This is a genomic window from Streptomyces sp. NPDC101191, assembly GCF_044767915.1.
In the GTDB taxonomy this organism is placed as follows: Bacteria; Actinomycetota; Actinomycetes; order Streptomycetales; family Streptomycetaceae; genus Streptomyces.
Genome location: NZ_JBIWOU010000001.1, coordinates 673,129 through 686,693, shown reverse-complemented (window position 1 = coordinate 686,693; position 13,565 = coordinate 673,129). Strand labels below are relative to the sequence as shown.

The window sequence follows — 13,565 nt, the reverse complement described above, 5'->3', positions numbered from 1 at the left end:
TCCTCGTACCGTTCTTCGCTGCGTCCACTAGTGGAACTCGAATCGAGTTCGAGAATACTCGAGCCGACACCTCCCGTACACCCGCACGGCATGGGGGCTTTACGTGGCGCGGAAGCGTCCTGGTTCGACCTCCGAGGCCCGGCCCGCGCCGACCAGCCGGCGCAGGTGCTGCACTGCGGTCCGGCGCTCGACCGGCAGTACCTGGGGGCCGTCGACATGGGAGCGGTAGACCAGACGGCGGTCGGCGATCTCGTCGACGGTCCGGGGTTCGGAGAGGAACGTCAGGAGGGTCGCGTCGCGCCGTGCCATCACACCGGCGAACACGTCCAGACGCTCCGAGAACTCGGTGGCACCCTCGATCACTCCCCGCTGGTGTGCCGTGCCGTACCAGCGGGCGTCGATCCCCCGGCAGCGCCGCATGGACGCCTCGAATTCGCTGAGGCTGCTGCCGACGTCCCCGTAATAGGGACCGAACGACGTCAGGTCGATGTCCGCCACGAAGAGGAATCCATCCGGCTCGATCAGGAAACCGCAGTGGCCCGCCGTGTGGCCGGGCAGGTGCACGACCGTCACCGTGCGACCGCCGAGGTCGAACACGGTTCCGTCGGTGAACCCCGTCGCGTCGGTGCGGTCCTGGACGTGGAACTGCTCGCGGAGCATCGTCTCGGTCTGCTCCGTGGCGTCCAGTGGGAGGCCGTAGCCGGCGGCCATGACGCTGCGGGATCGCAGGGCGGCGAGGTCCTTCTCGTGGATACGGACGGGCACCTCGTAGCTGCCGAGGCCCGCGACGTGGTCCTCGTGCGCGTGGCTCACGAGGGCCATGTCTGCGGGTGGTGCCGAGTCGACGAGCGACAGCGACGGGTCGATGACGAGTGTCTCGGCGCTACCGCGTACGAGGACGGAGTTGGCGTACGGATAGGCACCCCGCTCGGCGCCGATCAGTACGGTGACTCCGCCGAACTCCGCTTCCGTGTATCCCGTCGTGAGCAAAGGGGGCACTCCTTCGTGCGCAAGTGGGGTCGGGGCGATTTCTTTCCCTGGACAGTGCCGACGCCGCGCTTGACCACGCCACCGAGGAGGTCCGCTGACGCCGCACCGGACGACACTCCACAGTGCTCCGTCGGCGGAGCGACACGATGCCGTAGCGTCGGCCTCCGACCAGGTCGGCAGCCGCGTTTCCCGAGGAGTTCGTCCGTGGCCGAAAGGCGTAGTCGGAATCAGTGGCTCTCCGAGCGCCGCCGGTCGGTGGTGAGCGGTCTCATTGCCGCGGGCACGGGCGTGCTCCTCCTCGTCCTCGACCGCGGCTGGGCGCGGATGTCGGTGGCGGACGTGTGCGTATTGCTGGCGCTCGCCTATCTTTTCCCCTATCTCCTGATCACGGTGATCGCGTTCTCGACCGCCTCTCCCGAACGCGTACGCACCTGGGCAGGCCGGGAGACACGGGGCACGTTGCTCCAGCGGTACGTGTACGGGACGGCCCCCGGGCCGGGAGTTTCCCTCTTCATCGCGGCCGCGGCACTCGTGGTGGCGGTGGTGTGGCGCCCTGGGCACCTCGACTCCGCGTTCGAGCCGGTCGCTCGGGCGGTGGTGGCACTCACCCTGGTGGCCGTTGCCTGGATCTGTGTCGCCGTGTCCTTCGCGGTCGCCTTCCAGGCCGACAATCTCGTGGAGGGCGAACGGGCGCTGGAGGTCCCTGGTGAGGAGACCCCGCTCTGGAGCGACTACGTCTATTTCGCCTTCTCGGTCATGACGACGTTCGGCACGACCGACGTCACCGTGACGTCCCGGGAGATGCGTCGGACCGTGACGGTCAACGCGTGCATCGCCTTTGTCTTCAACACCGTCACGGTGGCCAGCCTCGTCTCCGCTCTGGACAGCGTCTGACCCACCCCCGTCCTGCCCGGCTTCGGGCTGTTCGTCAGACCCGCTCCCACCATCCCAGTGACCGGACGATGCCCTTCTTGACCGCACATCCGAACGTATGCCCCCTGAGGGAGAACGAGATCGAGGAAAGCGTCACGGATGTCGCGGTCGCCATGACGATGGCCAGGCCGATCTCCCAGGACATGAAGAATCCGAGGAGGAGGGTGGGTATGAGCATGATCAGGCTCCCCACCCTCGCCTCACGGAAAACCCGGCTCCAACTCGCCTTCCGCCACGACCGTGCTCTGCCGGAACATCCCTGAAGCGGGATGTGGCGGGTAGAGCCGCAGCCGTCCTTGGTCATGAGGGTGCTCTCCCGCAAGGGCGTGGTGTCAGCTGGTGGGGTCGCCCGTGGCGACCTTCGCGAGGGCGTAGAAGCTCGACCGGCCCAGTCCCGCCGCCTCGGCCGCCTTGAGATTGTCCACGGCGGCCGCCAGTACATTCGCGTTGAAGCCCGCGTTCCGCATGCCGTCGACGCAGGTCTCGCCTCCATGGGTGAACACCGAGAGCGTGGCTTGGTCCGTCGCGAAATCGCCGCTGCCGATCGCCGCCACGGCCTCTCCGGCTGCGTCCTTCAGGGCTGCGAGGACCTTGTCGGTGGCCTCGTCGAGGACGTCGCCCGGCACGCCCTGGCTCTGGGCGTACGCCACGGCGTCGACATAGGCGGCCAGTGCGGCGACGTACACTCCGCCGACGATCGTGAGGTCGACCGCGCTGGCGGCCTGCACCTGCTCGGAGACGAACCGCATCGCCGGACCGAGCGCGGCGAGCAGCTCCTCGTGCTCCGCCCAGGCCTCGGGGCTCCCCGAGAAGAGGACATAGCCGCGTTCGGTGCCGATGTCCTGGGGGAAACAGAGGATCGCGGCGTCCAGGTAGCGGACGCCCTTCTCGGCGGCCCATGAACCGGCCTTCTGCGACTCGTCCGTCGAACTCGTTCCCGTGTTGAGAAGTGTCTTGCCGGTCCAGTCCCCGACGCACTCCAGACTTCGGAGCACGGCCTCGTAGGACGGGGCGCAGGTAAGGATCAGACGGGCGGACGCGACCGCCGTCTCGAGATCCGCCTCAGCCTCGATCCCCGGCAGTTCGGTGGCCAGGGCTCGTGCGCGTGCCGTGTCCGGGTCGTACGCGGTGACCGTCCGGCCGGACCGTGCCAGGGCTCGGGCGATCGACGATCCCATGAGCCCGTTGCCGATCACCGCGACGTCACGCTCGATGTGGGTAGCCATGTGCGTTCATCTCATTTCCTGACCGGCCCGTGACGGGTGTGCGGTCGCTTCGTAGCCGCCGGACAGCAGCGGGGGTGAGGATCCGAGGACGAGGGGGAGTAACTCGAACCCGATTCGACTTTAAGTTTTCGGCTTGAGCGCGGTCAAACCGGGCTGCGTCGCGATGTCACCGCGATGTGAGGCGTGGGCCCGCTCCGGGTGCCGCCGCCCTCTCCGCCAGGGTGATCGACAGGTGCGGCTGATACGATCTCGAATTGTGTTCGAGAAAGAGTTGACAGCCCAGGCGCCGGCTCGTCCGGCTGTGCAACGTCGCGGCATGGAGCGGCGGCGGGCCATCCTGGACGCCGCCGAGAAGCTTCTCGGCGAGCAGGGCTACGAGGCCGCCACCCTGAAGGCTGTCGGCGAGCGGGCGGGCATTCCGATCGCCTCGATGTACCACTACTTCTCCGACCGGCATCAGGTCGACGCCGAGCTCCTGCGCCGGCATCTGCAGGCGGTGGAGGAGCTCCTCGTCACCGCCCTGGAGAACTCCGAGCCGCGCGCGTTGAGAGACGTCGTGGATGTGGTCATCGACCCGATGCGCGACTACTTCCGCACGCATCGCGGCTGTGTCGAGCTGTGGTTCGCGGGGCGCAACGAGATTGTCAGCGACCTGGTGCGGGAATTCGACGCGGCGCAGGCCGACCGGCTCTGGCGCCTTCTCGTGGAGCGTGGGCTGCTGTCCGCCGACACCCCTCAACGCGTCCTGCGGCTCGCCTTCGAGGTGGGCAACCGTCTCTTCGACATCGCGTATCGGCAATCGCCTACCGGCGACGACGTCACGATCGACGAAGCGCGCCGCATGGTGACCGCGTACCTCGAGACCTACGCCGCCTGACACCTACGGCTTCGCGACGATCGCCTGTCGGCGGGCACCCCCCCGCGGGTGGGTGACCAGGGCATCGCCATGACCTGACCTCCCCAGGCGAGGTCGGGGCGATGCCCTGGTCGGGGTCGAGTCGAGGGCGTCCCTGGCTCATCGACTCGACGACTTGGGGGCACGGTGTACCCATGTGCATGCAGTGGGTGATCGCACTCTCCGCCTTGCTGTGCCTCGGATGACCCGATATCCGTGTCGTGATCCGTTTCGAAGGCCCGGAGAGGCTCGATGTCGAATTGAGTTCGAGTTTAGCTCTCGGTCGGATTCCGTCAAGGTCCCGTCCGTCACGAGGACGCCGGCCCCGGGTGATCAGTCGGGGTACGGCGTCACCTCGCGGCGATATCGAAAGGATCGCCCATGGTCAGGGCCTGCTCCGCCCAGATCACCTTCCCCTCGCGGCTGTGCCGGGTGCCCCAGCGCTTGGCGAACTGGGCTACGAGGAGCAGTCCGCGACCACCCTCGTCGTAGGTGCGGGCGCGTCGCAGGTGCGGTGCGGTGTGGTTGGCGTCGAAGACCTCACAGGTCAGCGTGGACTGAAGGATCATGCGCAGGCGAATCGGGCTCTTGCCGTAGCGAATCGCGTTCGTCACCAGTTCGCTGACGATGAGCTCGGTGGTGAAGGAAAGCTCGTCGAGGCCCCAGGAGGTCAGCGTGTCCGAGGCGAAGCGGCGCGCCCCCGCCACGGCAGCCGGGTCGGAGGGGAGGTCGAGGGTTGCCACATGGCCGGCGTCCAGCGACCTGGTGCGGGCCACCAACAGGGCGATGTCGTCGACGGCCCGCTGAGGCGACAGCGCGGTGATCAGCCGGTCGCAGACCTCGTCCGGCGAATCGGACCCCTGGGCGAGGGCGTCCCGCAGCATCTCGCGAGCGGTGTCGACGTCGCGTGTACGGCTCTGGATGAGACCGTCGGTGAACAGGACCAGCAGACTTCCCTCCGCGAGCTCGAACTGCACGGTCTCGAAGGGGAGTCCCCCCAGGCCCAGGGGAGGGCCGATCGGCATCTCCGGGAACTCGACCGACCGGGAGCCCGACGGGCCGTCCTCGCCGTCCGGGGGAGTGGCCACGGCCGGCAGGACGTGCCCGGCGCTGGCCAGCGAACACACGCGGGAGACCGGGTCGTAGACCGCGTACAGGCAGGTGGCGCTGGTCTCGCCCGCATCCTCCCCCTCCTCGTGTTGGAGACGGATGACCACGTCGTCGAGGTGGGTGAGCAGTTCGTCGGGCATCAGGTCGATGTCGGCGAAGGCGCGCACCGCCATGCGGAGGCGGCCCATCGTGGCGGCGGCGCGCAGTCCGCGTCCGACGACATCGCCCATCACGAGGGCCACCCGGGCTCCGGACAGGGGGATCACGTCGTACCAGTCGCCGCCCACGCCGGCGCGGGATCCACTGGGGAGGTAGCGGGAGGCCGCGACGACGGCGGACTGTTCCACCGCGTGTTGCGGCAGCAGGCTCCGCTGGAGGGTGAGCGCGGTTGAACGCTCGTTGGTGTATCTACGGGCGTTGTCGATGGACACGGCCGCTCTGGCCGAGATCTCCTGGGCGAGGAGGAGGTCGTCCTCGTCGAAGGGTGCGCTGCTTCCCGTACGGAAGAACCGGACGAGGCCCAGTGTCTCCCCGCGGGCCACCAGGGGAAGCAGCATGGCCGAGTGGAACTCGCCGCCCGGGGCGCCTCCGCTTGCGTCGTGCGAGGCGTCGGATGCCCCGGCGCGACGCAGAACGGGCATGCCGGTCGCCAGCGCGCGGGCCGACTCCGATTCCACCGGGTAACTGTGTGCCCCTCCGGTCGGTACGGGGAACTCCGTGGTGTCGTCGTCCGGTACGGACCGCTGGGCGACGCGGCGGAGCGGTGACGGGTCCGACGGCGGCGACGCGTCCTCGTCGTCGAGGACGGAGACGAGGAGGTCGACGGTGACGAGGCCGGCGAAGCCGTCGGTGCAGACGTCCACCAGTTCCTGGCTGGTACGGCCGATGTCGAGCGTGGTTCCGATGCGTCGGCTCGCCTCGTTGGTCAGGATGAGCCGCCGTTGCAGTCGGCGGTCGCGTTCCTCCTGGTAGGCCGCGACGATGTGGGCGGAACTGTGGTCCACGTACGCGAAACCCGCCGCGATCAGCCGTAGTGCCGCGGCGTTCACCAGTTCAGGATCGTCGGTGAGCGCGGGGACCTCGGCCTGGACCGCCTGGAGCAGCGCGACGTGGCCGAGCCGGTAGCCGCGCAGGAGCGTACTGATCGGCAGCCCCCTCCGGGCGAACCGTCGCGCGAGCTCCACGGACTGGGGTGACGCCGCGACCTCTGTCGCGTCGAGGCCGTGTTCGAGCACGTCCAGAAACGCGACGACGTGCCCGGCCGTCTCCTCGGCCGCGAGGGCTGCGATCTCCTCGTACCCCCAGGGCTCGGGCAGCCTGCTGCGGGTGTACCGGAGCATGGCCTCGACCGACTCGTCCGTCCGCGGCCTGAGCTCCTGAGCCAGACGGCAGAGGAACGCGTCGACATCGGTCCTCATAGGGGCATTGTCCTGAAGGGCGCGGACGGCTGCCACCGCGGAAGGGGGTGCCCAGGGCTCGACGGCGATTGACGGATCGCGATCAATCATGCGTAAACTCGAAATCGATTCGGCATCGGATTTGAGTGTACCGTCAGCCGTGCCTGCCTCTCCGACGCCCCGGCCCAACAAGCCGGCTGCGGGGGCCACCCGGACCAGCAACGCCCTACGCGGGCCACGGTGGGACCCGGGCCACCACCCCACCCGCACCCTCGTTGCCCGGAGGCTTCCGTGCGCTTCCCCTTCGTCCAGGATCCACCCGGCCGGTCGCCCGCACCGCGACGCGACGGCGACGCCGACGATGCCGCGCGGCGCATCCGGCGAACGTTCCTGCTCGCCAACGCCGCGCCCCTCGTTGCAGGCGTCGTTCTGTCCTGCTCCACAACCCTTTCCGGGGCCCACGTCCACGGGCGGCTCACGCTCGGCCTCATGGGGGGAGCCCTGCAACTCGGCGTCTTCCTCGCCTCCGTGTGGTGGTACGAGGACCGGTCCACACGGCTGTGCGATCCTGCCGAGCACCCCCTGGTTTCCGGACGGCCCCACGCCGGACCCGTGAGTGCGTCCTCCGCGCGAGAGACCGGTTGGTGACCCGGTGACGACTCCGCTCCTCCTGAGCTCGGGCCTCCTCGACCCCGTCGGCTCGGCCGCCCGGGTCTCCGTGATCTGTGCCTTCCTGGTCTTCATCGGCTTGTGCCTGCTGTGGGTCTTCACCCTCGCGAGCCACGACGACCGTCCGGAGAACCTCCACGTCGCCGACCGGTCCCTCTCGCCGGTCCTCAACGGCTTCGCCCTGGCGGGTGAGTTCATCACGGTCGTCGCCCTGTTCGCGATCTCGGGGGCGATCGCCCTCTTCGGCTACGACGGGTTCGCCTCCGCCGTCGACAGCGTCCTTGCGCTCGGTGTGCTGCTCCTCCTCGCCCGGAAGATCCGCGCCGGCGAGCACTACACGCTGGGCGGCCTCTTCTCGCTGCGCGCGTCGGGCCAGGGACCGCGCACGGCGGCAGCAGTGGTGACGCTCTTCATCACGATCCCCCTGCTCATCGTCCAGCTGCGGGCCGCCGGCATCAGCGCGGCCCTCCTGATCGGCATGTCGAGCACCGCGGCCCAGGTGCTCTGCACGGTGCTGATGGGCTGCCTCGTCGCCTGTTTCGCGGGGGTGGCGGACCTGAGGGGCGCCACCTTCGTGCAGGTCGTCAAGGTACCCGTCACGCTGGTGACGCTCGCCGTGGTCACTTTGCTCGCCCTGCGCAGGTTCTCGTGGAGCCCGGGCGCCCTGCTCTCGGCGGCGGTGGATCGGAGCACGGATCCGGACGCGTATCTGAGCCGGGGGCTCTGGGCGCACACGGCGGGCCTGGGCCCTGTGAACACGATCAGTGACCACATCGTCGTGATCCTCGGCACGGCGATGATGCCGCACCTGATCCTCCGCATCGCCGCCGCGCGCAACGGCCGGGACGCACGCCGGTCCACGAGCATCGCGGCCGGCCTGACAGGTGCCTTCTACGTCCTCCTGACAGCGATCGGATTCGCGGCGGCGGCCGTGGTCGGCAGCGAGGTGATCGGCGGGGTCGACGCCAACGGTCAGGGGGCCCCGATCCTGCTCGCCTCCGGTGTCCTCGGTCAGGCGTCGACGGCACGCGTGGTCCTCATCACCGTCGTGGCGTGCGTCGCCTTCCTCGCCGCGCTGACAGCGGTGACCAGCGTGACCTTCGCCGCCGCCGTCTCCCTTACGCGCGACGTCATCGCCAGGAACGGCCGCATCCTCACCGACCAGGGCCGGATCCGGGCCCTTCGCTCGGTCGTCGTCGCGCTCTGCATGGGCGGACTGGCACTGTCCGTCGCGGTCCACCGGTACCCCGTCGAGTTCCTGGTCACCTTCTCGCTGGGCGTCGCGGCGACGTGCGTCTTCCCTGCGCTGGTCTACTCCTTCTACTGGCCGGGGTTCAACCGCCGGGGGCTGTCGTGGTCGGTCTACGGCGGACTGTTCCTCTGCACGGTCCTCACCGTCTGTTCGCCCGTCGTCTCCGGCACCGCGTACGCACTGTGGCCGGAAGCCGCGTTCGACTGGTACCCCTTCCACACCCCCGGTCTGTTCTCCGTCCCCGCGGCCTTTCTCCTCGGATGGCTCGGCAGCAGGAGGCCGTCCCCGCGGGCCGAGGGGGATCGTCGACAGGCCGGCTACGACCGGGTGCAGGGGTAGAAGGCGGAAACGGTGACCGGTTCGCCGACCGTGCTCGTACTCACGTAGGGAGCGGCCTGCCGCCGGGCGCCGGGACCGGGCCCGGCGGCCCGCTCCGCCGTGTCGTGTCGGCCCCGAACCCGTCGGTGCCAGTCGTGCACCCATGCCGAAGGGGCCCGCGGACCGGCCGATGGGAATCGCCGGACCCGAGGCCCCTCTGCCCCCTGGGCCCCGTCAGTTCACCGGGGCCGCGCCGCGTCGAGCGTTCCGCCGGCTTCCGTTGATCAGGTCGTTGAAACGGTCGACGGCCCAGATGGTCCGCAAGCCTGGAGCACCCATCATCACGGGGCGTCCGAACGTGGGCTTCTTCACCCAGAGGGCCTTCAAGTCCTCGTGCTGTGCGCCGTCCACGATGTGGTCGGCGATGAGCGAGCCGAGGTACGGCGCCTGGGCCAGGCCGTGGCCGTTGCAGGCGACCGAGTAGAAGATGTCGTCGCCGATGGTGCCGGCGAGCGGAAGCCACGACGTCGTGATCCCGATCCATCCGCCCCAGGCTCGGGCGGCCGCGACGTCGGCCAGCGCGGGGAAGCGGGTTTCGAAGCCGCGTGCGAGGTCGGCGACGACCGCCTCGTCCGGCTTCCTCAGGGGAAGCGGGTAGCTCTTCCCCCGTTGGATCCGACGGACGCCGAACACGATCGTGTTGCGCGAGGTGAGCCGGTAGTTCTCCATGAAGTTGTGCTGGGTGACCACCCCCGACCGGCTGGTCCAGCCGAGCGCGGCCAGGCGCGCGGGGTCGATGGGCTCGGTCTCCACCTCGGTGACCCAGATGGGCACGGACAGTCGCTTCGGAGTGATCGCCAGCTCGCCGCCGAAGGCGTTCGTGGCGAGCACGAGCTTGTTCGCGCGTACCTCACCGCCGGGTGTCCTGACGGAGATGCGACCGTTGTTCCGCGTGATGTCGGTGACCCTCGTCCGTTCGAAGACCCGGGCACTCGACGAGAGGAGGGCGCGGCGGATGCCCAGGCTGAACTTGCCGGGGTTCATCATCCCACCGACGGACTCGCGGAAGCCGCCGAGGAATCCGCGGGGGATGCCCAGCTCCGTACTCGTACCGAGTTTGACCTTCCCGCCGGCCTTCCGGAGGATTTTGGTCACGCGACGCACGCGACCCATCTGCCCACGGGAAACCGCGGCGCAGACGTTGCCGGTGGCCTCGTAGTCGCAATCGACGTCCAGGCGTTCGATCAGGCGCTCCACGAAGTGCGCGGAGTTCTCGGCGAACCGGACGATGCCGGGGAACTTCCTGGGGTAGAGGATGTTCAGGAACTGGATGTCGCCGCCCGGGGCACCCGCCAGCTGTCCGGCATTGCGCGAGGCGGAGCCGTGGCCGCAGAACTCCGCCTCCAGCAGCACCACGTCCTGGCCGCGCTCGGCCAGCCGCAGCGCCGTCGACATCCCGGCCAGGCCGCCGCCCACGACCACCACCTCACAGGTGACGTCCTCCTCCAGGGCGGACCGGACGTCTCCGGGCGGGTCGACCCATCCGGTGAAGGTGGTGTACTCGACGTTGTCCGTCTTCATCTCATGGTTCCTTGATTCGTGTTGTACGCGGCAACGGCTCGGCTTCAGGCCAGCCGGCGCTTGAGGATCTTTCCGCTGCCGGTCATCGGCAGGCTCGACACGATCTCGACGACGCGGGGGTACTTGTAGGCGGCCATCTGCTCCTTGGCCCAGGCCACGAGCTCGTCGGCGGTGAGGACGGCGTCCTGCTCGAGGATCACGAAGGCCTTGATCTCCTCGCCGTGACTGTCGTGCGGGACGCCGATGACCGCCGCGAGGCTGACCGCGGGATGGGTGTGGAGCACCTCCTCGACCTCGCGGGGGTAGACGTTGAAACCGCCGCGGATGATGAGGTCCTTGGCCCGGTCGACGATGTAGTAGAAGCCGTCCTCGTCGCGTCGGGCGAGGTCCCCGGTGCGGAACCACCCGTCGCGGATCGCCTCGGCCGTCGCCTCCGGGCGGTTGTAGTAGCCCTTCATGACGTTGTGGCCCCTGATCGCGATCTCGCCGACTTCCCCGGCCCCGGTGACCTCCGTCCAGTCCGGGCGGATCAGCTTGAGCTCCACACCCCAGATCGGGACGCCGATCGAGCCCGGCCGGGACGGGAGCCGGGGGTCGCTGAACGTGGCGACCGGCGACGTCTCGGAGAGCCCGTACCCTTCGAGCACGGTGACGCCGAGACGCTGCTCGACCCGGTTGATGATCTCGACCGGCAGGGCCGCTCCACCGGAGATTCCGATCCGTAGGTTGCCGGCGATCCGGCGGACGTCGACGTCGTCGGTCAGTGCGTTGAGCAGCCCCCACCACATGGTCGGGACACCCGCGAAGAACGTGATGACCTCGCGGCTCATGAGCTCGACCACCTCGCGGGCGGCGAAGCGCGGTACGAGGTGCAGGGTCGCCGCGACCGAGAACCCGGCGTGCATCTGTACCGTCGCGCCGAAGGTGTGGAACAGGGGAAGGCACACCACGTGGCTGTCGGCGGCCGGTTCGTTGCGGAACAACCGGTTGTTGGCCAGCACGTTCATCATCGTGTTCGCGTGGGAGAGTTCGGCGCCCTTGGCCTGTCCCGTCGTTCCCGACGTGTAGAGGACGACCGCGGTGTCGGTCGGTTCCCTGACCACCGACTCGAACACGGTGCTCATGCCGGCGAGTGCCTGACCGAGCGTCTCGGTACCGGCGATCGGGCTGGGCGCCTCCTGGTCGGCGGTGATGACGAAGAAGTGCTCGACCGACCCGACCTCTTCGTAGCCGGCATGACCCTCCGCGGCCATGGCCAGCTCCGGAGTTCCTTCGAAGCAGAAGTACGCCGAGACGTCCGCGTCGTCCAGGTGGTAGGCGATCTCGCGTCCCTTGAGCAGGACGTTGAGCGGGACCACGACCGCACCCGCTTTGAGCACGCCGTAGTAGACGATGGGGAAGGAGGGCAGGTTGGGGCAGCTGAGGGCGACCTTGTCGCCGGGCCGGATGCCCCGGGACACCAGCAGGTTGGCGACCTGGTTCGCCGTCTCGTCGACCTGGCGGTAGGTCAGCCGGGTCGGGCCGAGCACGAGTGCCTCCCGGTCCGGGAAGGTGCGGGCGGAGTCTTCGAGGAGGATCGAGAGGTTCAGCAAGGTGGTTCTCCAGCGGCTCTGGATTCGGTCATCGGGTGGTTTCGACGGCTGGGTCCGAAGACGTCAGCCCTCAGCCGCTGTGTCCTTCACCCGCGTCCCGGACACGACACAGCGGCGCGTCTCACAACGGAAGGTCCGGCGAGTCGACTCCGACCACCCGGTCACCGCAGAACACGCGCACCGACTCGGCCGGGCCGTGCCCGCCGATGCCGGACGGTCCCCAGAAGCTCTGCGCCGAATCGTCACCGAGGTCGGCGAGCTTGGCGCCGTTGACCCGCACCTCGCCGGACAACACGCGCGAGCCGACCTCGATCGCGCGCTCCGTGTCGGCGCCGAACACATACGCGTCGAGCCCCGAGGGGTGGGCGTTCGCGATGCGCAGCGCCTCCTCGTCGGAATCGACGGCGTGCAGGGACACCACGGGACCGAACAGCTCGGCGGTGGCCTTCGCCGGGTCGGCCCCGGCGGCCACGGTCGGCGAGAGGAAGAACCCGCCGAGCTCGGGCAGCCGGGCCGGCTGGTGGACGCTCGCCCCCAGGGCGCGCAGTCCCTCGATCCGGCTCTCCAGCGTCGCGAAGTGCGGTGCGTTCGAAAGAGGACCGAGCTCGGTGCTCTCGTCGAGCGAATGACCGATCACGACCTTGGAGATGCGCTCGGTCAGCGCTTCGAGCAGCGGCCCCACCAGGGTCCGGTGGGCGAGCACCTTGCCCGGCCCCTCGCACCACTGGCCGTTCAGCTTGGTCATGCCTTCGAAGATTCCGTCGGCGGCGACCTCGACGTCGGCGTCGTCCAGGACGAGCGCGGGGTTGTTGCCGCCGAGCTCCAGCTGAAGGACCTTGAAGTCCTCCGCGGCGGCCCGGGCGATCGCCCGGCCGGCGGCCGGACCACCGGTGAACGACAGGACCCTGACGCGCGGGTCACCGGTCAGTGCGGCACCCACGTCGCCCCGGCCGTGCACGAGCTGCAGCGCGCCGCTGGGCAGCCCGGCCGCGACGAAGCACTCGACGATGATCTGCGCGCTGCCCGGGGCGTGCTCCGACGGCTTCAGGATCACCGGGCAGCCCGCCGCCACGGCGCTCACCACCTTCGCCGCGGGGATGAAGCTCGGGCCGTTCCAGGGCGTGAGGATCGCGGCCGGCCCCCACGGGACCTTGTACAGGCGCACATCGCGGCCGTCCGCCGCCAGAGCCCGTACCCGGGGGATGTTCAGCAGGTCCGCCGCCGTCGCCCGAATCCTGGCGGGCAGAAACGCCGCCACCTTCCGGGTGACGCCGATCGGCACCCCGCTGGTCAGGGAGTCCGTGCGGGCGATGTCCTCGATCCGGGTCTCGATGAGCGCGGCGACGCGTTCGAGCACGTCGGCGCGCTCCTGGCGGGCCTCGTCGTCCCACCGGCCGACGTCGTACACGCGCTCGGCATGCCGCAGAGCCCGTTCGATGTCCTCGGATCCGGTCGTGACCGCGCGGTGCACCGGTTCCCGGGTGTTGGGGTCGACGTTCCACTCGCCCCGGATCGTCTCGCAGTCGCTCCAGGCGTCCGCGATGTAGTTCACGGGCTGGGGAATCGTCGTCTGGCCGCTCGACATGTGAGTCACCTCTTCAT

General features: G+C 69.3%; 10 protein-coding genes. 3 read left to right on the top strand and 7 right to left on the bottom strand.

From position 1 onward, the window contains the following. Window positions 1-99: 99 nt before the first annotated feature. The gene (locus ACIRQF_RS03100) at window positions 100-999 is read right to left on the bottom strand and encodes an MBL fold metallo-hydrolase (RefSeq protein ID WP_404088335.1); all 900 of its coding nucleotides are present in this window, start codon (window positions 997-999) and stop codon (window positions 100-102) included. A 195-nt stretch (window positions 1,000-1,194) separates the two neighbouring features. Here ACIRQF_RS03100 and ACIRQF_RS03095 point away from each other — a divergent pair, with 195 nt between their 5' ends. After that, complete coding sequence (locus ACIRQF_RS03095; protein WP_404088333.1) at window positions 1,195-1,884, top strand: DUF1345 domain-containing protein; 690 nt, start codon at window positions 1,195-1,197, stop codon at window positions 1,882-1,884. Between the two features lie 34 nt (window positions 1,885-1,918). Here ACIRQF_RS03095 and ACIRQF_RS03090 read toward each other — a convergent pair whose 3' ends face one another. Further along, window positions 1,919-2,101 (bottom strand): hypothetical protein, encoded by a 183-nt coding sequence (locus tag ACIRQF_RS03090; RefSeq protein ID WP_404088331.1) that lies wholly within the window; start codon window positions 2,099-2,101, stop codon window positions 1,919-1,921. Window positions 2,102-2,255: 154 nt separating this feature from the next. Continuing rightward, window positions 2,256-3,149, bottom strand: a complete 894-nt coding sequence (locus ACIRQF_RS03085; RefSeq protein ID WP_404088329.1) for an FAD-dependent oxidoreductase — start codon at window positions 3,147-3,149, stop codon at window positions 2,256-2,258. Window positions 3,150-3,405: 256 nt separating this feature from the next. On the opposite strand from ACIRQF_RS03085, the gene ACIRQF_RS03080 reads away from it, so the two are divergent. Beyond that, window positions 3,406-4,026, top strand: coding sequence for a TetR/AcrR family transcriptional regulator (locus ACIRQF_RS03080; protein WP_404088327.1), 621 nt, complete (start codon window positions 3,406-3,408; stop codon window positions 4,024-4,026). A 368-nt stretch (window positions 4,027-4,394) separates the two neighbouring features. Here the strand turns inward: ACIRQF_RS03080 and ACIRQF_RS03075 are convergent, their stop codons facing one another. After that, window positions 4,395-6,572, bottom strand: coding sequence for a SpoIIE family protein phosphatase (locus tag ACIRQF_RS03075; protein WP_404088325.1), 2,178 nt, complete (start codon window positions 6,570-6,572; stop codon window positions 4,395-4,397). Window positions 6,573-7,203: 631 nt separating this feature from the next. On the opposite strand from ACIRQF_RS03075, the gene ACIRQF_RS03070 reads away from it, so the two are divergent. Next, window positions 7,204-8,811 carry a transporter gene (locus tag ACIRQF_RS03070; protein WP_404088323.1) on the top strand — a complete coding sequence of 536 codons (1,608 nt, stop codon included), beginning with the start codon at window positions 7,204-7,206 and terminating at the stop codon, window positions 8,809-8,811. 213 nt (window positions 8,812-9,024) lie between these two features. Here ACIRQF_RS03070 and ACIRQF_RS03065 read toward each other — a convergent pair whose 3' ends face one another. From ACIRQF_RS03065 to ACIRQF_RS03055, 3 genes are all read right to left on the bottom strand, one after another. After that, complete coding sequence (locus ACIRQF_RS03065) at window positions 9,025-10,371, bottom strand: NAD(P)/FAD-dependent oxidoreductase (protein WP_404088321.1); 1,347 nt, start codon at window positions 10,369-10,371, stop codon at window positions 9,025-9,027. A gap of 44 nt (window positions 10,372-10,415) precedes the next feature. After that, a complete protein-coding gene (locus tag ACIRQF_RS03060) occupies window positions 10,416-11,963 on the bottom strand; it encodes a long-chain fatty acid--CoA ligase (RefSeq protein ID WP_404088319.1) in 1,548 nt (515 codons plus the stop codon). Between the two features lie 121 nt (window positions 11,964-12,084). Beyond that, window positions 12,085-13,548, bottom strand: coding sequence for an aldehyde dehydrogenase family protein (locus ACIRQF_RS03055; RefSeq protein ID WP_404088317.1), 1,464 nt, complete (start codon window positions 13,546-13,548; stop codon window positions 12,085-12,087). Window positions 13,549-13,565 lie beyond the last annotated feature (17 nt).